At 68.8% G+C, this 21,002-nt stretch carries 18 protein-coding genes, 1 tRNA gene and 1 pseudogene; 4 read left to right on the top strand and 16 right to left on the bottom strand.

The window, feature by feature from the left end; translation table 11 throughout:
- Positions 1-127: 127 nt before the first annotated feature.
- Positions 128-1,294, bottom strand: a complete 1,167-nt coding sequence (locus ACWGKS_RS15890) for an enolase C-terminal domain-like protein (protein WP_452522993.1) — start codon at positions 1,292-1,294, stop codon at positions 128-130.
- 115 nt (positions 1,295-1,409) lie between these two features.
- On the opposite strand from ACWGKS_RS15890, the gene ACWGKS_RS15885 reads away from it, so the two are divergent.
- The gene (locus ACWGKS_RS15885; protein ID WP_358513018.1) at positions 1,410-2,111 is read left to right on the top strand and encodes a GntR family transcriptional regulator; all 702 of its coding nucleotides are present in this window, start codon (positions 1,410-1,412) and stop codon (positions 2,109-2,111) included.
- 169 nt (positions 2,112-2,280) lie between these two features.
- Here ACWGKS_RS15885 and ACWGKS_RS15880 read toward each other — a convergent pair.
- From ACWGKS_RS15880 to ACWGKS_RS15870, 3 genes are all read right to left on the bottom strand, one after another.
- Positions 2,281-2,367, bottom strand: a tRNA-Ser gene (locus ACWGKS_RS15880).
- A 107-nt stretch (positions 2,368-2,474) separates the two neighbouring features.
- Positions 2,475-4,316 (bottom strand): ABC transporter ATP-binding protein, encoded by a 1,842-nt coding sequence (locus ACWGKS_RS15875; RefSeq protein ID WP_452523080.1) that lies wholly within the window; start codon positions 4,314-4,316, stop codon positions 2,475-2,477.
- 433 nt (positions 4,317-4,749) lie between these two features.
- Positions 4,750-5,277 (bottom strand): SigE family RNA polymerase sigma factor, encoded by a 528-nt coding sequence (locus tag ACWGKS_RS15870; RefSeq protein WP_358513014.1) that lies wholly within the window; start codon positions 5,275-5,277, stop codon positions 4,750-4,752.
- 284 nt (positions 5,278-5,561) lie between these two features.
- Here ACWGKS_RS15870 and ACWGKS_RS15865 point away from each other — a divergent pair, with 284 nt between their 5' ends.
- Together ACWGKS_RS15865 and ACWGKS_RS15860 are read left to right on the top strand one after the other, a co-directional pair.
- Positions 5,562-6,533, top strand: a complete 972-nt coding sequence (locus tag ACWGKS_RS15865) for a hypothetical protein (RefSeq protein ID WP_358513012.1) — start codon at positions 5,562-5,564, stop codon at positions 6,531-6,533.
- A 4-nt stretch (positions 6,534-6,537) separates the two neighbouring features.
- Positions 6,538-7,527 (top strand): MauE/DoxX family redox-associated membrane protein, encoded by a 990-nt coding sequence (locus tag ACWGKS_RS15860; protein ID WP_452522991.1) that lies wholly within the window; start codon positions 6,538-6,540, stop codon positions 7,525-7,527.
- A gap of 24 nt (positions 7,528-7,551) precedes the next feature.
- Here the strand turns inward: ACWGKS_RS15860 and ACWGKS_RS15855 are convergent, their stop codons facing one another.
- Complete coding sequence (locus ACWGKS_RS15855) at positions 7,552-8,247, bottom strand: hypothetical protein (RefSeq protein ID WP_452522989.1); 696 nt, start codon at positions 8,245-8,247, stop codon at positions 7,552-7,554.
- 108 nt (positions 8,248-8,355) lie between these two features.
- On the opposite strand from ACWGKS_RS15855, the gene hisC reads away from it, so the two are divergent.
- The gene (hisC, locus tag ACWGKS_RS15850; protein WP_452522987.1) at positions 8,356-9,438 is read left to right on the top strand and encodes a histidinol-phosphate transaminase; all 1,083 of its coding nucleotides are present in this window, start codon (positions 8,356-8,358) and stop codon (positions 9,436-9,438) included.
- A gap of 76 nt (positions 9,439-9,514) precedes the next feature.
- Here hisC and ACWGKS_RS15845 read toward each other — a convergent pair whose 3' ends face one another.
- From ACWGKS_RS15845 to fbaA, 11 genes and pseudogenes are all read right to left on the bottom strand, one after another.
- Complete coding sequence (locus ACWGKS_RS15845; protein WP_067605658.1) at positions 9,515-10,780, bottom strand: transcriptional regulator; 1,266 nt, start codon at positions 10,778-10,780, stop codon at positions 9,515-9,517.
- A gap of 251 nt (positions 10,781-11,031) precedes the next feature.
- On the bottom strand, positions 11,032-12,327 hold the full coding sequence (gene murA, locus ACWGKS_RS15840; RefSeq protein WP_358513020.1) for a UDP-N-acetylglucosamine 1-carboxyvinyltransferase: 1,296 nt from the start codon (positions 12,325-12,327) through the stop codon (positions 11,032-11,034).
- 372 nt (positions 12,328-12,699) lie between these two features.
- Positions 12,700-12,816: pseudogene (locus tag ACWGKS_RS15835) on the bottom strand (phosphoribosylaminoimidazolesuccinocarboxamide synthase); the annotation flags it as partial.
- Between the two features lie 75 nt (positions 12,817-12,891).
- Positions 12,892-14,142, bottom strand: a complete 1,251-nt coding sequence (purD, locus tag ACWGKS_RS15830) for a phosphoribosylamine--glycine ligase (RefSeq protein ID WP_452522985.1) — start codon at positions 14,140-14,142, stop codon at positions 12,892-12,894.
- A 48-nt stretch (positions 14,143-14,190) separates the two neighbouring features.
- Complete coding sequence (locus ACWGKS_RS15825; RefSeq protein ID WP_067605670.1) at positions 14,191-15,474, bottom strand: adenylosuccinate synthase; 1,284 nt, start codon at positions 15,472-15,474, stop codon at positions 14,191-14,193.
- A gap of 218 nt (positions 15,475-15,692) precedes the next feature.
- Positions 15,693-16,109 (bottom strand): DUF3151 domain-containing protein, encoded by a 417-nt coding sequence (locus tag ACWGKS_RS15820; protein WP_358513001.1) that lies wholly within the window; start codon positions 16,107-16,109, stop codon positions 15,693-15,695.
- Between the two features lie 22 nt (positions 16,110-16,131).
- Positions 16,132-16,791: a hypothetical protein gene (locus tag ACWGKS_RS15815; RefSeq protein WP_452522982.1), complete on the bottom strand. Its 660-nt coding sequence runs from the start codon at positions 16,789-16,791 to the stop codon at positions 16,132-16,134.
- Entirely contained in the window at positions 16,785-18,095 is a 1,311-nt protein-coding gene (locus tag ACWGKS_RS15810) for an ABC transporter permease (RefSeq protein ID WP_452522980.1), read from the bottom strand. The genes ACWGKS_RS15815 and ACWGKS_RS15810 overlap by 7 nt, the downstream gene beginning before the upstream one ends.
- Positions 18,092-18,853, bottom strand: a complete 762-nt coding sequence (locus ACWGKS_RS15805) for an ABC transporter ATP-binding protein (protein ID WP_452522978.1) — start codon at positions 18,851-18,853, stop codon at positions 18,092-18,094. The genes ACWGKS_RS15810 and ACWGKS_RS15805 overlap by 4 nt, the downstream gene beginning before the upstream one ends.
- A gap of 51 nt (positions 18,854-18,904) precedes the next feature.
- Positions 18,905-19,321: a hypothetical protein gene (locus ACWGKS_RS15800; protein ID WP_358512993.1), complete on the bottom strand. Its 417-nt coding sequence runs from the start codon at positions 19,319-19,321 to the stop codon at positions 18,905-18,907.
- A 252-nt stretch (positions 19,322-19,573) separates the two neighbouring features.
- Positions 19,574-20,596, bottom strand: coding sequence for a class II fructose-bisphosphate aldolase (gene fbaA / locus ACWGKS_RS15795; protein ID WP_358512991.1), 1,023 nt, complete (start codon positions 20,594-20,596; stop codon positions 19,574-19,576).
- Positions 20,597-21,002 lie beyond the last annotated feature (406 nt).

The raw sequence follows: 21,002 nt of genomic DNA, 5'->3' as shown, positions 1-21,002 counted from the left end.
ATCGGTTCCTTTGAGGAACTCGTTTTTCAGATGTTCGTGCGTACCGCCTCGGAGCGGTCGTATGTGATGCCGAAGACGGCGGCTCCCGTGGCCGTGGGTCGGCCCGGGAGCCACCGTTCTCGGGCGGTCAGTCGTGCAGGCCCCGGAGGACGTCGTGGAACTCGGCCTTGCCTTCGAGCCCGATGCCCGGAAGGTCACCCGGCGCCACACGACCGCGGGTGATCACCGCGTCGTCGGTGAAGCCCCCTGTGGGCTGGAACTCTCCGGGATAGGACTCGTTGCCACCGAGCTTGAGGGCCGCGGCGATGTGCAACGAGAACTGGTGCCCGCCGTGCGGAACGCACCGGCGGGAGGACCAACCGTGCTGGGCGAGCATGTCCAGGACTCGGCGGTACTCCGTCAGTCCGTAGCTCAGTGCCGGGTCGACCTGGATGAAGTCGCGATCCGGGCGCATCCCGCCGTAGCGGATCAGGTTCCGGGCGTCCTGCAACGAGAACAGGTTCTCGCCGGTCGCGATGGGATGACGGTAGTTCTCCGACAGTGTCGCGTTCAGACCGTAATCCAGTGGGTCACCGACTTCCTCGTACCAGAAGAGGCCGTACCGGTCGAGGGCCCGGCCGTAGTCCAGCGCGGTCCGCAGGTCGAACTTACCGTTGGCGTCCACCATCAGACGCGACCCGTCGCCGTCCAGAACGTCGATGACCGCCTCGATGCGATCGAGGTCCTCGGCCAGGTCGGCGCCGCCGATCTTCATCTTGACGATCTCGTACCCGGAGCCCAGGAAGCCGCGCATCTCGTTTTGCAGGTCTTCCAGGGTCTTGCCGGGCGCGTAGTAGCCGCCGGCGGCGTAGACGAAGACGTCCTTGTCCGGGTCGCCGTCACCGTAGTGATCGGAGATCCACCGGTACAGCGGTACACCCGCGGCCTTGGCGGCGAGGTCGTGCAGCGCCATGTCCACCACGCCGACGGCGACGGAGCGTTCACCGTGCCCACCGGGCTTCTCGTTGCGCATCATGACGTCCCACGCCTGGGCGGGAGAGAGCTCGCCGTCCTCGTCCAGCAGATCCTCCGCCGCGGCGTTGCGCAGCCGCGGCAGCATCCGCTCGTTCAGGATGGCCGTGGCGTTGTACCGCCCGTTGGAGTTGAAGCCGTAACCCACCAAGGGCTCGCCGTCGACCAGTACGTCACTGACCAGCGCCAGGACCGTGCAGTCCATCTTGCTGAAGTCGATGTACGCGTTGCGCATCGACGAGCTGATCGGGATGGTCCCCACGTGGGCGGAAACGATTCGCATAGCACTCTTCCTGCGAAGATAGATCTTATAAGACTCTTATAAGTTATGCGGAGCCTATACTGGCCGAGACGAGGGCCACAAGCCCGTGGGCGGAAATCCTGTGAGAGAGGTCACGATGACCAGCGCGAACGTCTTCTCCAGCAAGGGCGGGCTGGCCTACACCGAGCTGCGCCGTCGCATCACCTCCGGTGAGCTGGCCCCGGGGTCACGTTTGTCGCAGTACGAACTGGCGGAGGAGATGGGGATGAGCATCACCCCTCTGCGTGAGGCGGTGAGACGGTTGGCCAGCGAGGACTGGGTCGTGATGGACGCCCACCGAGATGTTCGCGTGGCGCCCATGAGCGCATCCGAAGCGCGTGAACTGCTGGAGGTCCGTTTCTCGCTGGAACCCTCCGCCACCGAGCTCGCCGCTCTACGCAGGACGGAACGGGAGATCGCCGCCATGCAGGCGGCGGCCGATGAGCTCTTGCCGGTCACCCGCACCTGGGGCGAGGAGGCCATCGCGGCGCATCGGGCCTTCCACCGGGCGATCTACGCCGCTTCCCACAACGACGTGATGATCAGGCTTCTGGACGACCTGTGGGACAAGGCGGACCGTTATCGGCGGATCGGTCTGGAACTGCCCGCGGGTGCCGAGCCGCGCACGATAGACCTGAACCAGCACCACAGGATCTTGGAGCTCGTCATCGTCGGCGACGGCGCCGCCGCGGCCGGGCTGGTGCGCTCCCATATCCACAACAGCCTCGGAGCCATGGTCACGGACACCCTCGAAGGCCGAGAACGCGCCTACCACTCCATTGCCGAGAGATCGGCCTGAGGCCACCCGAAGCGTCGGTCACGCGAACACTCGGCCCGCCACGCCCCGCCAACGGATCCGATGGGATCGGGCCCATCGACGAGGGCGGGTTCCCGCCTGGATGAGCCCGGAGTGGTTTCGGGTAAAGCGAAGGGGCCTCGCGCCGAAGCACGAGACCCCTCTCATCAAGCGGAGGATATGGGATTTGAACCCATGAGGGGGTTGCCCCCCAACCGCATTAGCAGTGCGGCGCCCTAGGCCTCTAGGCGAATCCTCCTGGCTGCGACCAGACTACAGAGCGCGGGGGCCGGGCGCAAAACGAACCCTCCGGACGGATCCGGGGCGGGGAGACCGGGATGTTCCGGTCTCCCCTGTGGATCAGGGTCACCGGGGTTCCGGGACGTCGGAGACGCGGTAGGAATCCGCCTGGAGTTCCCACAGTTCCCGGTACAGGCCACCGGCGGTCATGAGTTCGGTGTGGGTGCCCTGGGCGGTCACCCGGCCGTGTTCGAGCACGACGATGTGATCGGCCATGCGTACCGAGGCGAGGCGATGAGTGATCAAAACGACCGTGGCACCGGTGCGCCGGGCGTGCGTGTGGACGGAGGCGAAGAATCCGTGCTCGGCGCGGGCGTCCATGGCGGCCGTGGGTTCGTCGGCGATGAGCAGGGGAACCTCGTCGCCGTCATCGCCTCGGTAGAACGAACGGGCCGCGGCGAGCCGTTGCCACTGCCCTCCCGAAGGTTCCACGCCGTGGGCGAATCGCTTGTCCAGCAGGGTTCCCCAACCGTGCTCGAAACCCGCCACGACACGGTCGGCCTGGGCGGCCTCGGCGGCGCGGGTGAGGCGTTCGGTGTCCTCCGGGCTGCTCATCACGGTGTTGCCGCGTGCGGTCAACGGCCAGTGTGTGTGGTCCTGGGCGATGACGGAGATCCGTGTGCGAAGGCTCACCCCGTCCACCTCGGACAGGTCGGTGTCGTCCCAGCGCACACCGCCCTTCTGTGGTGTGTACAGGCCGGAGAGCAGCTTGGCGAGGGTGCTCTTCCCGGATCCGTTCTCGCCGACCAGGGCGATCGTCCGACCCCGGTGGAGGGTCAGGTTCACATCCTCCAGGGCGGGCCCCTCGCCCGACGGGTATCCGAAGGTCACGTCGCGCAGTTCGATCCGGTCGAACCCCTCCGGGGCGGTTCGCAGGCCGGGGCGTGGCAGTCGATCCGCGGCCTCCCGCTGGAAGGCCACGAAGTCGGAGAAGTACAGGCCCGACTCGTACACCTGGTTCATCGCGTGTAGGGCGTTGGCCAGCGCCCCCTGGGCCACGCGGACGGCGACGACGGCGGCCCCGGCCACGGCGATCGGTACGGCCCCCTGGACCAGCAACAGGGCCAGCGCGGCGAAAACCACGGCGGTGACGAGACCGCTCACGGTGTCACCGGCCAGGCGGACGGCGGCTTGGCGGGTGGCCAACCCCAGGTGGATGTCCAGCTCTCGGTGGGCGACCCTGTCGAACTCGGAGAGCAGTCGGTGCTCCATGGTGAAGGAACGGACCTCGGCCGCGCTCTCCCGAGCGGTCATGAGCTGGTCGAGCATGTACTTACGGCGTCGTCCCTCGGTGAACGCCAGGATCATCCGGTAGCGCATCCGGGCGGAGGCCGCGGCGCCCCACCATTGGGGCACCAGGGCGAGCAGCAGGAGCGGCACCAGAGCCGGGTGCAGGGTGGCCAGGACCCCGGCCGCGGCGACGATGCCCACCGACCCGGTCAGGAGGTCGACGGCCTGTCGGACCAGGGTGCCCGCCTCGGCGCAGCCGCGGGTGTGGGAGCGGAACAGGTGGTCGTGGAACTCGCTGTCGTCGAAGGCCCGTAGCTCCACGGAGGTGGCGTCGCGCAGCAGGCGCCGTTCGGCGGCCAGGACGACCCTGGGTTCCAATCGGGCCTGGGCGCGCCCGGCGAGGGCGCCACAGCCGCCTCGGAGGAGGAGCGCCAGGGCGAGCAGCCCCAGGGAGGGGAGCGCGGAGACCACTCGTTCGGGGGTGGGGACCTGTGTGAAGAACTCGCCGAGGACCGAGGTGGTGGCGATCAGGGCCCAGGCCGTGGCGGCGCCGGAACCGAGGTTGAACAGGACGGTCGTGACGACGTCGCGGGGGCCGCTCCGCCAGGCCAGAACGGCGGCCTTGGCGAGGAGCGAGGGCATGTGGCGGGCGATCCGGAGCCAGGAGGCGTCGAGCATCGCGTCGCCGTGTCGGTTCCACCGGGGTGGGGTGAGTTCGGGTAGGTCCAGGCCTTCCTTTGGGGGCGGAGTGGCGGGGGAGTGGCGTTTGCTCACGGGGTTCCTCCTGGCGGCCGGGCGGATCGGACGGGCCGATGATGCTTCGACCGACCACCGTTCGGGGGAGCCGCGGGACGTTGTGGACCGTCCGCATCGCATGGGTGTTCGATGCGTCCTGCGGGCAGCCGGGAGAAGGACGATCGAGCGACGCGGCGGAATTCGGGAGAAAGTCGCGATCCGAATCCCTGTACGAAACGGCCCCGCACGAAGTCGTGGGTCGGGCTCCCGAAGCCGGTGGGGTCGTGTCCGAGAAGGGGCGAGGTTCTTCAGACCATCGGGAAACCTGGTGGCCCGGTCGGGGCGCCGTAGTCCGGCCGGGTCCCGATGGTGGAGGTCAAGCGGTGGTGCGTTCGATGATGAGGTCGGCGTCGCGGCGCAGCTTCTCCACGGAACGGGAGAGTGTGCTCTTCACGGTCCCGATGGTCACGCCCATGCGTTCGGCGATCTGTGCCTCGGTGAGGTCGTCGTAGTAACGCAGGACCACCGTGGCGCGCTGACGTTCGGGGAGACGTTCGATGGCGCGCCCCACGACGTCGGCGAGGTCGCTGCGCCAGGTCGGGTCGTCCACGCGCTGCTCGGGGATCTCGTCGGTGGGGTAGACGTCCAGGCGCTTGCGGCGCCACTCGGAGATCTGCGCGTTGACCATGGCCCGGCGGACGTATCCGTCGCGGGCGCGGGGGTCGGCGATCCGGCCCCAGGCGAGGAAGGTCTTGACCAGCGCGGCCTGGAGCAGGTCCTCGGCGTCGGCGTGGCTGTTGGTGAGTGAACGGGCCATGCGGAGCAGCGCGGGCCCGCGCTCGGACACGTAGCGGCTGAACTCTTCGGAATTGGGAGTCCGGGTCGTTCCCGTCACGTGGACCACCGCCCTTCACGGGTGGCGCTGACTCTCGTCGAGCGGCATCGCTGTGTGCACGGCGGTGTACGTCCGCCTTTGGTCCTCAACTGTCACATAGTGAACGCAAACGCCCAGGCAGCTTGATACCACGTGCCGACAAACCGCGTGAAAGCGACATGAATCAGGTCGTGTTCGCGGGGCGCTTCATCGACACGAGCGGGCGCGTGTCGGCGTGTGAACGGCCGATCGCGCGACTCGGGGTCACAATGGGTCACGGATGGACGAGTCGGGCGGCAGGGGGCGCGAGGGACATGTCAGTGATCATGGACAGTGGTCGGGACCGTCGGCGGTTCACGGCGGCGTTGCTCGGCTCGGCGGCGGCACCCGAACCCACACCCGTCCACCACCGCGTCGTCCGCGGCGTGGTCGTGGACGCCACCTCGTACATGCTCTGCCTGGCCACCCCGAACGGGGAGGAACGCTTCCTCTTCGAACGGGGCACCACCTTCTGGCGCGGCGGTGAGGTCCTTCCCACCGAACTGAGGCCCGGCGACGACGCCGTGGTGCTGTGTTCGCACGACGGGAGGCTGATCGCCGAACGGGTCTGGGCGCAGACGGCGCGTGCGAGCGGGGTCATCATCGCCCGTGAGGGCGACACCCTCGAAATCGACCCCGGGCACGGGCGTCCTCGGCTCACCGTGGTCATGCCCTACCGCACGTCCGGGCGCGTCTCCGTCCGGCATCCGCGGCTGGAGCCCGGCTACCTGTTCGACGTCGTCGGCGTCTGGCGCGGTGGCGCGGTCTGGGCCGCGCGACCGGCGACCACACAGCCTCCACACCCACTCGACTCGGCCCCGCGCAGGCCGCTCACCCGCGAACACTCCAGCACGATCGAGGGCATCGCCACCTGGTACGACCCGGCCTGGGGGCGCTCCGCGCACCTGGATCCGCGAGCCCACGCGGCGGGTGCCGCCTATCCGTCCCTGGACCGGGCCGACCACGAGGGACGGTGCGACCGGCGCACCCCCTGCCTACCCCTGCCGTTGCTGTCGACCGGCGCCACCCTCAGCATGCGCAACGACTGCACCCGGGAGACGGCGGTCGTGCCCGTCCTCGACTGCGCCGCCGCCGACAGTTGGTTCTGCGACCTGTGCCCGTCCTGTGGGACGCACGCGGCGGGACGCATCGCCTCCCTCACCATGATCTCCTTCGTCGCCCTGGGCGGGCGGCTGGAGGCCGGCTGCTTCAACGCGACCGTGACCGTCGCGAACCAGGAGGGGTGAGTAGATGTTCCCGGAGATCCTCGCAGCGGTCCGCGAGGTCCAGCTGCCACTGTTGGCGGCGCTGCTGCTGATGGGCGCGGTGGCCAAGGCCGCCCCGCGTTCGCAGGGCACAGGAGTCGCCGTGTTGGTGCCGCAGGGATGGCGCCGTCCCGTCACGGTCCTCACCTGCCTGCTGGAGGTGGTCCTGGCGGTGGCGTTGCTGACCCTCACCGGGTCGCTCGGCGAGGTGGCGCGAGTGCTCACGGTGTTGCTCTTCGCCGCTTCCGTCGTTGTCCTGTCGGTGGTGCGAAGGCGCGACCCGGAGGCGGGCTGCGGATGCTTCGGCGGTCTGAGCCGCGAACCGATCGGGTGGCGCACGCTCACCCGCGCGTCCCTGCTCGCGGTGGCGGCCGCCACCACCGTCGGCCTGGCGCCGAACGGCTGGGACGTGGCGGCCACGCCCACCCTGACCCACGGCGTCGTGCTCGGGGTGGAACTGCTCCTGCTCGCGGCTCTCAGCCCGGAACTGCGCGAGGCCCTCGGCCGGACGGTCGGTGCCGACTCGTGCGCCCTGCGGGAGCACTCCCCACGTCGAAGCCTGAGCCGGTTGCGGCGCAGCGACGTCTGGCGGACCAACGCCAAGGTGATGCTCTCCACCGAACCCGAGGACACCTGGCGGCACGGCTGCTGGCGCTTCCTGCGCTACGACGGGATGCGCCACGGCCAACGGGTGGACGTGGTCTACGCGGTGCGCGTCGGTGGACCGCGCCGGACCGGCGTGCGCGCGGCCCTCGTGGACCGTCAGAGCGGCTCGGTGATCGCCACCTTCGGCGCGGTCACCACCCTCGACCTCCAAGGGCCGCCGCGCAGGCTGCCCCGACCGCGTCAGGCGGCCAAGAGGGACGAGGTCGAGGGCCGGGGTGTCGCCAGACCGGACACGTTGGCCAAGGAACCTCCGGGCGAGGCCGGGCGAGGGATCCCCGGCGACCCCGAGGGGGAGCCGATCCAGGTCTGACCGGACTTCGCGTCTCGGCGCCGGTCAGCCGAGCATCTGTCCTTGACGTTCGACGGCGGCCTCGGTGAAGTCCACGAGCATTCGCTCGTACTCCTCGGGGTCGCCCGGCCCCATGATCGACGTGGTGCCGAGCAGCGCGCCGTTGCGGTACATCACGGTGTACATGTTGTTCTCTCCGCCATCGTCGGTGACCTGGATGGCGAAGGAACGGGACTCGTCACCGAACTCTGGGAGTTCGAGGTCGCGGACCCCGTATTCGGAGCTGCTGCCGTCCTCATAGGTGGCGGTGTACTCCGAGCAGGTCTCCGGCGGCCGGGTCCCCAGGGCCTCGGTGGCGGACTCCTCGTCGAGTTCGACGAGGATGTGCGAGACCGAGCCCCGCTCCCACTCGTAGGCGGCCACGGACGCGGGCGCGTCGCGTACCGAATCCAGGTCGCCCCAGCGGTTGGCGGCGTCCAGGCACTCGGGTTTGTCCAGCTCCGTGGAGGCCCGCACCTCCTCGGAGTACTGCACTGTGACAAGCTCGGAATAGGTGCCGCTCTCGCTGCTCTCGGCCAGCAGGGTCGCGTCCCGGACGTTGACCGGCTGGGCCTCGTGCAGTGCCGCGGAGGCCTCCGCGTTGGGGTCGTTGCCCTGATCCTGTTCCTGACCGCCGCAGGCGGCCAGGAGGACCACCCCCGAAACGGCCACGGCCGTGCGGGTGAATTGACGCAAACGCATGGTGGTTTCTCCTGGTTTGTGCGATATTTCCGCTTGGAGCGGTGGCCAACCCGGACATCTCATTGCCGAGAGTGTCTCGGGGCTAGCACAAAGTATTGAGGAAGGACAATGGTGTCGGAGTCGAAATCGCCATATCTGCGGGCGGTACTGGAGTCCATTCCCGCCTACAAGCCCGGCCGCAAGGTCGTCGGTCCCGACGGGCGCTCCATGAAGCTGTCCTCCAACGAGAGCCCCTACGGTCCGCTCCCGTCCGTTCGTGACGCCATCACCCGGGCCACCGTCGACCTGAACCGCTACCCGGACCCGGGCTCGACCGAGCTCACCGCACGACTCGCCGTCCACCTCGACGTGCCGGTAGAGCACGTCGCCCTCGGCGCCGGTTCCGTCGGGCTGCTCCAGCAGCTCCTGGAAGCCGTCGGCGAGCCGGGCGCGGAGGTCGTCTACGCGTGGCGTTCCTTCGAGGCCTATCCGCTGTTGGCGGAGCTGTCCGGGGTCACGTCGGTCCGGGTGCCCCTCAAGGACGAGGCCCACGACCTCGAAGCCATGCTCGCCGCCATCACCGACGACACCCGCATGGTGCTGGTGTGCAACCCGAACAACCCGACCGGCACCACGGTCCGGGAACGGGAACTCGTCGACTTCCTCGACCGCGTCCCTGACCACGTCCTCGTGGTCCTGGACGAGGCCTACCGCGAGTACGTGCGCGACCCCGAGGTCCCCGATGGCATCGCCCTGTACGCCGACCGGCCGAACGTCGCCGTGCTGCGGACCTTCTCCAAGGCCTACGGTCTGGCGGCCGTCCGACTCGGGTTCCTCGTCGGTCATCCCCACGTGACCGCGGCGGTGCGGAAGACCCTCGTGCCCTTCGCGGTCAACCACCTGGCCCAGGCCGCGGGCGTCGCCTCCCTGGACGCGGAGGACGAGCTCCTGGAACGGGTGGCGACCACCGTCAAGGAGCGTGAGCGTGTCCGTGAGGCCCTGCTGGCCTCCGGGTGGACGGTGCCCCCGACCGAGGCCAACTTCGTGTGGCTGCGTGCGGGGGAGGACACCCTGGACTTCGCCGCGGCCTGCGCCGAGGTCGGGGTCTCGGTGCGGCCCTTCGACGGTGAGGGTGTTCGCGTCAGCATCGGCACGCCCGAGGAGAACGACACGTTCCTGACGGTCGCCACCGCCTACGCCAAGCGTCGCTGAACCCTCGTCACCGGGTCATAAGCCGACGGGGGCGGGCTCCCGAAAGGGAACCCGCCCCCGTCGACGGTACGTGCGGCTACTTGCCGGCCGAGTCCTTGTCCAGCTTCTCCACGATCAGCCGGTAGAGCTGACGTGGGCGGCCGGGCTGCAGGGTGCGGTTCGGCGGCAGAGGCCAGGCCAGGCCCTCCTCCACCAGGGTGCGCAGCAACCGGCGCGCGGTCCGGGAGGTGACCCCGAGCATCCGCCCGGCGTTCTCCGCGTCGACGACCAGGGGGCCGTCCTCCTCGGCGATCTTCTCCGAAAGACGCACGAGGGTCTCACGGCCCTTGGTGCGCAGGGGTTCGGAGGAGTGCCGTGCGGGGGCGCGCTGGGCCGGGACCAGGGATCGTCCCTCACGGTCCACCGCGAAGCTCTGTCGGGAGGCCTGGGCGCGGTTGAGGGCCGCGCGGGCGTGCGACTCCGCGTCCTGGGTGGTGCGGCCCATACCGATGCCCACCTCGATCGCGATGCCCAACTCCGCCTTGATCCGTTCGACGAACGGCGGCTGCCGGAACCCCTCGGTCGCGGTGACCAGAGAGCCACGGGTGGCCGTGATCATGAACGAGTGGTCGTCCAGACGGTGGGCCGTCGCGTTGATGCGGTGCGCCTCCTGCAACAGCAGTCGGTGCAGGGAGAGCCGCAGTTCCTCACGCCAGTAACGCGGCGTGGACCGTCGGGAGGAGTCGCGCAGGGTCGGTACGTCGACCACGACGACACCCAGCTGGGCCTCTTCCAGGCGGTGGTGGGCGCCCAACAGCCCGGCGGTCTGCAGCGCGCTGCGCACCCCGGCGTTGGTGGGACGCAGCCTGATCACCGGAACCCCGATGGCCTCCAGACGCTCGGCGACCCCGCGTACGCAGGTGATCGCCATCCGGGTGGCCTTACGCCGCCAAAGCCCCTCGTGGAACGAGGTGAGTTGGGCGGTGTTGGTCAGTTCCTCGTGCACGTGGATCCCGTCCACGGGCAGGTCGACCTCGGAGTAGGCCTCCACCACGTCGGCTCGGCTGAGCACGTCCAGACTCGCTCTGGTCGGGTCGAAGCGGTCGTCCAAGGTCGCTCGGAGCAAGGCCTCGTGCAGGCTCGCCCCACCGAGTGGCACGAAGGTCGCGGGCATGGTCAACACGCCGGCCTTCCTCGCGAACTCGTAGGGGACGGGGCTGGCGAACAGATAGGCATCGATCGCCGACCCCAGCCTGACGACCTTGTCCGTCGCCTCTTGCTCATCTCGATACGCGGCGGCGATGAGTCTGGCGTTGAGAGGTCCTGTTGACCCAGGACCCATGAGCATGACCCGTTCGACCACCTCATGGGGTCCTATGACGCCGATCGTCAAATCGCCAGTACGCTGGGCACTCACCTCGGGTTGCTCCCCGCTACCATTCCACGCTCTTCACTATGTGCGCCCACTGGTTTCCCGACCCGATCTCTGTCACGGCATGATTGCCGAGATCGTACCCATTGTGCGGGGCCAAAGAAGATCGTTTTCCATATCAACGCCGAAAGCCCGGGTGGAGGGAAGCCCCCCACCCCGGCTTGAACTGCGCGAACGACTCTTTACGAGCCGGTGACGCGCTCCACGTCCCCGCCTAGCGCGGCGAGTCGCTGCGCGAACTGAGAGTGACCGCGGTCCACCAGATAACCAGGCGCAACGATTGTCTCACCTTCGGCGACCAGTCCGGCGAGAACCAGAGCGGCACCGGTCCGCAGGTCGTGGGCGATCACCTCGGCGCCGCGCAGGTTCGTGGAACCGTGCACGATGGCGCGGGTGCCCTCGACCTCGATCTTGGCGCCCATCTTGTTGAGCTCGTCCGCCAGCGCGAAGCGACCGTCGTAGATGGCCTCGTGGATGTAGCTCTCACCCTCGGCCAGGGTGGCCAGGGCCATCAGCGGCGACTGGAGGTCCGTGGCGAAGCCCGGGAACGGCGAGGTCACCGCGTTGATCGGGCGCAGCGGCACGGACGGGTCCCTCTGGACGTGCAGGACCGCACCCTCCTGGGAGAAGCCCACACCCATCTGCTCGAGCTTCCAACGGGCCACACCCAGGTGGTCCAGGTTGGCACCCACCAGGCTGACCTCGCCACCGGTGGCGGCGACGGTCATCGCGAACACGCCGGCGTCGATGCGGTCGGCCATGATGCTGTGCTCGACGGCGGTGAGCTCCTTGACGCCCTCGACGGTGATCAGACCGGTACCGCCACCGCTGATCTTCGCGCCCATGGCGCTGAGGAAGTCGATGACGTCCAGGACCTCGGGCTCAAGGGCCGCGTGCTCGATCACGGTGGTGCCGGGAGCCAGCACGGCGGCCATGATGAGGTTCTCGGTGCCGGTGTGGGACGGGGTGTCCAGGTACAGCCGGCCGCCGCGGAGCTTGCTCGCCTCCACGTTGATGTGGTTGCGCTCAAGGTCCTCGGTGACCTCGGCGCCCAGACGCGCGAAACCGCGGTAGTGGAAGTCAAGGTTGCGGCTGCCGAGGTTGCAACCGCCGACGCCCTCGATGCGCGCACTGCCGGTGCGGTGCATCAGGGCCGGAACGAAGAGCACGGAGCCACGGAAGCGGGCCGCGATCTCGGCGGGCAGGACCGCCTTCTCGGGGTCATTGAGCCCGGACGCGTCGATCACGACGGTGCGCTCGGCCTCGTGGAACGCGACCTTGGCGCCTACGTGTTCGGCGAGTTCGAGCGCGCGGTACACATCCTCGATGACGGGGACGTTCCTCAGAACGGTACGTCCTTTGGACGCCAACAGGGCGGCCCCGATCATCGGCAGGACGGCGTTCTTCGCGCCTTGGATGAACGCCGTTCCGCTGAGGGGGCGTCCGCCGCGGACGCGGTAACGAACCTCCTGGCCCATGCTCATGTGCTCCTTCGTGAGGCAGATGTGAAAAAAGGTCACCCTCGTCGGGTTCGCCTATGTGGGTTTAGACGCGGGTTTCCCCTGGAACGTTGCGACCAACTTGCGCGTGACCTGCGCGGCCAGTGAACCGGTAGGTTCGCGATGACTCTATAGCAAGGGTCGGCGGGCACCGGCCCAAAACGTGGTATACCCGCAGATCACGGATAGAGTCCCACAAACGCCCAAAGAGGCGTTACGCCTGAGGGAGAGACCAGGGGTCGTGCGTATGGGACACCGTTTACCTCGGCGTCGTGCACAACTCGATCCACCATACGTGCTCCCGAACCTCGATCGGCGCCTGCGTGGGCCGAATCACCCCCGCGTTTCGGCTCACACGCACGATTCCGTGCCGGTCAACCGCTCGTAGATCTCCATGTAACGGGACAGAGTGCGTTCCACCACGTCGTCCGGAAGTTCTGGTGGGGGTGTGTTCGCGGCACGGTCCCATCGGCGTCCCGCGAAGACGGGCCCTCGGCGACCGCCCAGGGCCCGTCACGTCGTCCCGCCGCGCGGGAACCCGAATCAGAGTTCGGCGGCGGCGCGCTCGGCGATGTCGGAACGGTAGAAGGAACCGCGCAGTTCGATCCGGCTCGCCGCCTCGTAGGCGCGCTCACGGGCCTGACGCAGGTCCGTGCCGGTGCCCACCACGTTCAGCACTCGACCACCGTTGGACTTGACGTCGCGTACACCGTCCCAGGCGGTGCCCGCGTGCAGCACGTAGGCACCCTCCAAGGCGTTGGCGGCGTCCAGACCACCGATGAGGTCGCCCTTGACCGGGTCGCCCGGGTAGCTCTCGGCGGCGATCACGACGGAGACCGCCGCGCCCGACTTCCACTGCAACGAACCGATCGAACCCAGCCCACCGGTGTCGGTGGCCTGCAGGACCGCGCCGAGCGGGGTGGCCAGCCGGTCCAGTACGACCTGGGTCTCCGGGTCGCCGAAGCGCGCGTTGAACTCCACCACGCGCAGACCCTTCGAGGTCAGGGCCAGGCCGACGTAGAGCAACCCCTGGTAGCGGTGGCCGCGCCGGTTCATCTCGGACACGGTCGGTCGCACGACCGACTCCATGACCTCGTCCACCAGCCCGGCGGGCGCCCACGGCACGGGGGAGTAGGAGCCCATCCCACCGGTGTTGGGACCCTGGTCGCCGTCGTGGGCGCGCTTGAAGTCCTGGGCCGGCAGCAGCGGCAGCGCGTGCGCGCCGTCGGTGAGTACGAACAGCGACACCTCGGGCCCGTCGAGGTACTCCTCGATGACGACCCGACCGCACTCCCGGGCGTGCTGTTCGGCGACGGCGCGGTCCTCGGTCACCACGACGCCCTTGCCGGCGGCCAGCCCGTCGTTCTTGACGACGTAGGGCGCCCCGAACTCGTCGAGGGCATCGGAGACCTGACCGGCGGTACGGCACACGCGGGCCTTGGCCGTGGGCACCCCCGCGGCCTCCATGACCTCCTTGGCGAAGGCCTTGGACCCCTCCAGCCGAGCGGCCTCCTTGTCGGGACCGAACACCGGAATGCCGCGGTCGCGCAGCGCGTCGGCCACGCCCGCCACCAGCGGGGCCTCCGGACCGATCACGACCAGCTCGGTGCGGATACGCGCGGCGAGCTCGGTCACGGCCAACCCGTCGGTCACGTTGATCACGTGGTTCTCGGCCAGGTCGGAGATGCCCGGGTTGCCGGGGGCGCTGTGGATGCTGGTGACGCCCGGGTCAAGGGAGAGGGCACGGACGAGTGCGTGTTCGCGGCCTCCGCCGCCGAGAACGAGGGCTTTCACTGAAGGGGGCCTCTTCTTCTGTATGGAGGAAGGACGATGGTCGCCGGATCAGACCAGCGAGCGCAGTGCGAGGGTCTCGTCACGCCCGGGGCCGACACCGATGGCGGAGATCGGTGCCCCCGCCATCTCCTCCAGAGTACGCACGTACGACTGTGCGTTCTTGGGGAGTTCGTCGAATTCCCGGACGGCCGTGATGTCCTCGGACCACCCGTCGAAGTACTCGTAGATCGGGGTGGCGTGGTGGAAGTCGGTCTGCGTCATCGGGATCTCGTCGTGGCGGACCCCGTCGACGTCGTAGGCCACGCACACGGGGATGCGCTCCAGACCGGTGAGGACGTCGAGCTTGGTCAGGAAGAAGTCGGTGACGCCGTTGACACGGGTGGCGTAGCGGGCGATCGGAGCGTCGAACCAGCCGCACCGGCGGTTGCGTCCGGTGGTCACGCCGTACTCGCCGCCCTGGGTGCGCAGCCACTCGCCCTGCTCATCGTGGAGCTCGGTCGGGAACGGGCCGGAGCCGACACGGGTGGTGTAGGCCTTCAGGATGCCGACGACCTTGGAGATGCGGTTGGGGCCGATGCCCGCGCCCGCGGCGGCACCGCCGGCGGTGGGGGAGGAGGAGGTGACGAACGGGTAGGTGCCGTGGTCGATGTCCAGGAGGGTGCCCTGGGAACCTTCGAGGTAGACGGTCTTGTCCTCGTCCAGCGCCTTGTTGAGGATCAGGGAGGTGTCGGCGACGTAGGGACGCAGCTGCTCGGCGTAGCCCAGGTACTCCTCGATGATCGGCTCGGCCTCCAGGGCACGCCGGTTGTACACCTTGGTGAGGAGCTGGTTCTTGTCGTGGAGGGCGAGCTCGATCTTCTTACGAAGGATCTTGGCGTCGAACATGTCCTGGACGCGCACGCCCTGGCGGGAGACCTTGTCGGCGTAGGCCGGGCCGATGCCGCGGCCGGTGGTGCCGATCTTGCCCTTGCCCAGGAAGCGCTCGCTGACCTTGTCGAGGGCCCGGTGGTAGGGCATGATCAGGTGCGCGTTGGCCGAGATGAGCAGCCGGGACGTGTCCACGTTCCGCTCCTGCAGGCCGCGCAGCTCCTCGAACAGAACCCCGGGGTCGATGACGACGCCGTTGGCGATGACGGGTACGACGTTGGGGGAGAGGATGCCGGAGGGCAGCAGGTGCAGGGCGTACTTCTGGTCCCCGATGACCACCGTGTGCCCGGCGTTGTTGCCACCCTGGTAACGGACCACATAGTCCACCTGCCCACCGACCAGGTCGGTGGCCTTGCCCTTGCCCTCGTCGCCCCACTGGGCACCCACGAGCGTGATCGCCGGCATTGATCTCTACCTCTTCGCTCGATACCTGAACGGGGCTTTTCCCACCCCGGACATGGATCAACCCCTGGCGCAAGGCAGCGACAGGGGCCGTTGCGTATTGAGGGTACACGACCGGTGGATCCTGGTCAGGTGCGCCTCGGGGCGTCTGGGACGCGCCGTTCGGTGGTGCCGGATGGTGCGGGGGAGAAGGGACCGGATCCCTTCTCCCCGTGCTCACCTCAGCCGTTGAGGGCCTCGTCCGCCTCGGGGCTGGACTCGCGCAGGAAGGTCGAGCAGCGCTCGGCCTCCTCGGCGTCGCCGATCGCCTCGGACGCCTTGCCCAGAGAGTGCAGCGCGCGCAGGAAGCCGCGGTTGGGCTCGTGCTCCCACGGGATCGGTCCGTGCCCCTTCCAACCGGAACGGCGCAGCTGGTCCAGCCCCCGGTGGTAGCCGGTGCGGGCGTAGGCGTAGGCGGCCACCGGCCTTCCGTCGGCCAGGGCCAGCTCGGCCAGGCGCGCCCAGGCTGCGGAGTAGGACGGGAAGCGGCCGGCGACCGGGGTGGGGTCGTCGGCCGCGGCCAGGGCGTCGCGGGCTTCGGTGTCCTCGGCCAGACGTGTCTCGGGCGGCTCGTTCAGCAGGTTCTGGTGCAGGTTCATACGTCCCATCCTGCCATCGAGGTCAGTTCGATTCCGCTCCCCGCCACCGAGCCCGAGCGGTGGAGCCGTGCGTCACCGCGTGCGCGGCCACCGCGGCCACGGCGAGGCCGACCGCCAGCGCCGGAACGGTCGCCCCGGGTAGGAGGTCCGGGGCCCGCCAACCGTCGGAACCCACGTACGCGTACGGGCTCACCCGGTACAGGCCGGGAACCATGTTGCAGGCCGCCGCTCCCAGGAGGATCCCGACGAGAACGAGCAGCCCGGAGGGCACCGCGTTCAGGAAGGGCGCCAGCAGGTACACGGCCGAGACCGCCAGCAGGACGTTCGTGACCAGGAACCACGAGTTCTGGGCATCCGCCGTGGTCGACAGCAGCGCCGGTGCCACGGTCGTGGACAGCAGTACGCCGAGCGCGGCCACCGCGGCCGCCCTGGCCCGTGTCCGGGTCCCGCCCAGCCGCTCCCACTCCCACAGGCGTGGGCGGTTCGCCCAGGCGCCCGCCGTGGCCGCGCACACGCACAACAGTTCGGCGATGGGGATTCGTTGTTCCTCGTTGGGCCAGTCGAACACCGCTATCGGAACCACGGCCCCGGTCAGGGCCAGGCCGAGCGCCGTCGCCACGATGGCCGAGACCAGTGCGACGAGCATCGGAAGCAGGGAAGGGCGCAGCGTCACGGTCACCACGGCAGTTCCTCCGGCTCCACCTCACACGCGGCCAGACGGTCCCCGTCCCGGGCGATCCACGCACGGACCTCGTCGGGGTCGGCATCGGCGAACAGGCCGTCCTCGGAGGTGTCGCCCTCGAACGCCCGCGAAGCGAGCCAGGCCTGAAGCCCCGTTATCACGGCCGCCCTCCGTTCTCGGGCCCGCGCGTTCCGGTCCGTGGCGGCCACACCCTCGGAACCGCACACGAACAGGTCCGGTACCAGCCACGCGGCCGCGTCTCCGGGCACCTGTCGGTACGGATCCCAACCTGGATGGACGCGCATCCAGAGCACTCCGTGAGCGGGACCATCGAGTACTTCGCCGTCTCCGGTGGCCAGACCGTGGTCGCGAACCTCGTTCGGGACGGCGTCGGCCTGCCCATGGGCGGCGAAGACCGGGGCGGCCAGGTCGATGATCAGAGCGAGTTCGTCCGCGTGCCCCTCGTGTACGCAGTAGCGGATCCCGTCGCGCTCCGAGCAGACCTCGTCTCCGTCCTGGGCGTAGGCCAGGAGCGGGAACGTGTACAGGTGGGGCAGGAGCGAGGCCGAGGCCAGGAGCACGACCCCCGACACGTGCGGGACCGAGAACCGCCGGGGGACACGTAGGAACCAGGCGGTCGTCCATGCCGCGATGGTCACCGCCAGAAGGAAGAACCCCAGTCGGTAGGAACCGAGCGGAACGCTCTCCCGCATGCCCACGAAGGGCACGAACGGGAGTTGGAGGGACGTCGCCGTCCAGGGGTCGGCGACCATCGGTAGGGCGGTGAGCACGAAGACCGTGGCGATCGCCACGGGGACGCCGAACAGCCCGCGCGCGAACAGCCCGCACAGGTAGCCGAGCAGGGTGAGCGCCACGAAACCCGCCAGGGCGCCCAGCACCGGTATGGGGCTGACCACTCCCGCACCATGCGTGGCGACCGCGACGGTCAGTGGGATCAGTCCCACGAGGTAGGCGCCCAGGCACCACCCGGTGAGCAGTAGCGCGTGCCGCAGCGGAACGTCCCGTCCCAGACGGGGCTGCCAGGGTTGGGCGAAGACCAGGCTCGCCCGGGTGAACCTGGCCGCCACCAGGGCCGCGGTCCCGGCCGCCACCACGACCGGCAGCCGGGCCTGGGCCCCCACTTGGCCGGAGAGGTACACCCAGTCCAGGGCTCTCCAGGAGAGTGTGCTCCAGGTCCCGGCGAGGGTCAGGGCGAGGATCAGGCCGGCCGGGGCCAGGCACAGGAGCGGTGGGAGCGGCCAGAAGAGCGCGGACGCCTTCACCCGACCTCGGAACGTGGTCACGGACCCTCCCCGACCTGCTCGATCAGCCGGTCGTATGCCCGCTCGAACTCGGAACCGTAGGGGCTTCCCGCGGAACCGTCCTCGATGAGCGCCTTCAGCTCCGGGAAGGTGCCGTGGAACTCGATCCGTCCGCCCGCGAGTACCCCGACGCGGGAGCACAGGTGTGCGACGTCCTCGATGAGATGCGTGGAGACCAGTACGGTCCGGTCCTCGCCCAACCCGGCGACGACCTCGCGCACGCGGAGCCGTTGTCCGGGGTCGAGCCCGGCCGTGGGCTCGTCCAGGACCAGGACCCGAGGATCGTGGGCCAGTGCCGCGGCGATGCCGACGCGCTGACGCTGACCACCGGAAAGGGTGCGTGTGGGCCGGTCGGCGAGGTCGGACAGGTCGACGGACTCCAGTGCCCGTAGCGCCGCCGGCCCGCACTCGCGCCGACCCAGTCCGTGCGCCCATGCCGCGTACGCGACCGTGTCCGCCACGGTCAGCTCACCGGCCAGGGAGAAACGCTGGGGTACGAACCCCAGCGTTCGACGGGCCCGGGACCGGCCGACCGTGGTGGACAGGTCGTGTTCCCCGATGAAGAGGCGTCCCTCACGCACGGGGAGCAACGTCACGATGAGCGAGAGCAGGGTGGTCTTGCCCGCCCCGTTCGGCCCGAGGAGCCCGGTGACACCGGGCTCCAGGGTCCAGGTCAGGTCGTTCAGGACCTTCTGGCGACCTCGATAGCCGAAGTCCAGTCCCTCAAGGGTGACCCGCATGGGTCCGTCCATTTCCATTCGCGAGGAGAGGGAACCGGAAACGAATTCCGGTCAGCACCTGTTGACCCTTCCGGACGACAGTTTGTTACCGCTCGAACTCCTGGCCTCGGTGAAGTAGGTGCCATTGCCGTCGCAGCCACCCGAGGCGGTGAGAGAGCCGTTGGAGAACCCGGTCCGGCTCGTCTCGGCCACGACCTTGTCGGGCCAGGCGGGGCGGTGCTTGCGTACCTGGACGGTCAGGGTCACGGTGCCACCACAACCGGCCCGGGATCCGCTTCCGGAGATGGTGCCACCAGAAACGCGGGGATTGTCGGCGCCCAGACCACAGGCCGCCGACGTTCGCTCCACCGCGCTTTCGTCCGGAGAGGAGGCCCAGGCGGTTCCGGCCACCGATGACCCGATGAGCATGGAACCGATCACGAGTGCGCCAATGGCGGCGATGCGTAGCCCACGGTCACTGTCTTTCACGTTTCCTCATTCCGCGCGGGGAGGCGTGATGGTGGAATCCCCGAAAACCTATCGGGCGTAACCGTACGTTCGGGATCAGTGGCGGATCGCTGTGCCTTTTGTGTCGATGCGCGGTGAAAGGCGGTGTCGGATTCTCCGTGCCGGGAATTCCAGGTTCAGGTGTCGGCGCGGTACGGAAAAGCCGGTGCCCGGTGACCGACAACGGTCACCGGGCACCGGTGCGGGCCGCCGACGGGGCGACGCCGTGGGGTCCTACTTCATCTTGTTGCCGGCGGACTTCAGGTGCTGGGCCGCCTGGGCGATGCGGTCGGCCATGCCGACCTCGGCGGCCTTGCCGTAGGCGCGGGGGTCGTAGAGCTTCTTGCTGCCGATCTCACCGTCGATCTTGAGCACACCGTCGTAGTTCTTCATGATGTGGTCGACGATCGGGCGGGTGAAGGCGTACTGCGTGTCGGTGTCGATGTTCATCTTCACCACGCCGTAGCCGATCGCCTCGTGGATCTCTTCCAGGGTGGAGCCGGATCCACCGTGGAACACGAAGTCGAAGGCGTTGGTCTTGCCGTGCTTGGCGGCGATGGCGTCCTGGGCGTTCTTCAGCACCTCGGGGCGCAGCTTCACGAAGCCCGGCTTGTAGGCGCCGTGCACGTTGCCGAAGGTCAGGGCGGTCATGTAGTAGCCCTTCTCGCCCAGGCCCAGGACCTCGGCGGTGCGCAGGGCGTCCTCCGGGGTGCTGTACAGCTTCTCGTTGATCTCGCCGACGATGCCGTCCTCCTCACCACCGACGACACCGACCTCGATCTCCAGGATGATGCGGGCCTCCTTGGCGGAGGCGAGCAGCTCCTCGGCGATCTGGAGATTCTCCTCCAGCTCGACCGCGGAACCGTCCCACATGTGCGACTGGAACAGCGGGTCCTGGCCCTTGGCCACGCGCTCCTTGGAGATCTCCAGCAGCGGACGGACGAAGCCGTCGAGCTTGTTCTTGGGGCAGTGGTCGGTGTGCAGGGCGATGTTCACCGGGTACTTCTCGGCGACGACGCGGGCGAACTCGGCGAAGGCGACCGAGCCGGTGACCATGTCCTTGACCGAGGCACCGGAGAGGAACTCGGCCCCTCCGGTGGAAATCTGGACGATGCCGTCGCTCTCCGCCTCGGCGAAGCCGCGCAGGGCGGCGTGCAGCGTCTGGCTGGAGGTCACGTTGATGGCCGGGTAGGCGAAGCCCTCGGACTTCGCGCGGCTCAGCATCTCGGTGTAGACCTCGGGGCTGGCGATGGGCATGGCTTGACTCTCCCTGGTTCGGCCTGGAGCGAGCGTCCGCCGGTGCCGCACTGCGCGTGCCGGCGGGACCCCACATGCGGTGCCCGGTGGAAGCCCGTCCGTCGGGGTGGCCCATGGACCGGGCCGTGCGTGCGTGCGTCCACCAGGTGTCGTCACAAGTATCTCGAATCCCCGGAGCCGTTGAAAAGGTCTAGACCAAAATGTCCCGGGGTGTCGGCGTACCCGCAGCTTACGGGGGGCGAACGGCGCTCGTCATGAGGGGTACGAGAGAAGTACGGATTGCATCCCGATTTGGGGCTCCATGTGAGCAAGCAGGAGCTTCGAGATGACTGCTGTCGCTTTTTGCCGTGATACGCGCTACATTCGTCGCCGTGGGAAGGCATAGGAATGATCCGCGAGGCGTTGG

It is taken from the genome of Nocardiopsis sp. NPDC055879, from assembly GCF_053615935.1.
This window is presented reverse-complemented; position numbering and strand designations above follow the sequence as displayed.

Excerpts from the sequence above, each read along its gene's own strand:
- ACWGKS_RS15890 (WP_452522993.1), bottom strand. The coding sequence starts at position 1,294 with ATGCGAATCGTTTCCGCCCACGTGGGGACCATCCCGATCAGCTCGTCG.
- ACWGKS_RS15885 (WP_358513018.1), top strand. The coding sequence starts at position 1,410 with ATGACCAGCGCGAACGTCTTCTCCAGCAAGGGCGGGCTGGCCTACACC.
- ACWGKS_RS15875 (WP_452523080.1), bottom strand. The coding sequence starts at position 4,316 with ATGCTCGACGCCTCCTGGCTCCGGATCGCCCGCCACATGCCCTCGCTC.
- ACWGKS_RS15865 (WP_358513012.1), top strand. The coding sequence starts at position 5,562 with ATGTCAGTGATCATGGACAGTGGTCGGGACCGTCGGCGGTTCACGGCG.
- ACWGKS_RS15860 (WP_452522991.1), top strand. The coding sequence starts at position 6,538 with ATGTTCCCGGAGATCCTCGCAGCGGTCCGCGAGGTCCAGCTGCCACTG.
- ACWGKS_RS15855 (WP_452522989.1), bottom strand. The coding sequence starts at position 8,247 with ATGCGTTTGCGTCAATTCACCCGCACGGCCGTGGCCGTTTCGGGGGTG.
- hisC (WP_452522987.1), top strand. The coding sequence starts at position 8,356 with ATGGTGTCGGAGTCGAAATCGCCATATCTGCGGGCGGTACTGGAGTCC.
- murA (WP_358513020.1), bottom strand. The coding sequence starts at position 12,327 with ATGGGCCAGGAGGTTCGTTACCGCGTCCGCGGCGGACGCCCCCTCAGC.
- ACWGKS_RS15825 (WP_067605670.1), bottom strand. The coding sequence starts at position 15,474 with ATGCCGGCGATCACGCTCGTGGGTGCCCAGTGGGGCGACGAGGGCAAG.
- ACWGKS_RS15820 (WP_358513001.1), bottom strand. The coding sequence starts at position 16,109 with ATGAACCTGCACCAGAACCTGCTGAACGAGCCGCCCGAGACACGTCTG.
- ACWGKS_RS15805 (WP_452522978.1), bottom strand. The coding sequence starts at position 18,853 with ATGCGGGTCACCCTTGAGGGACTGGACTTCGGCTATCGAGGTCGCCAG.
- fbaA (WP_358512991.1), bottom strand. The coding sequence starts at position 20,596 with ATGCCCATCGCCAGCCCCGAGGTCTACACCGAGATGCTGAGCCGCGCG.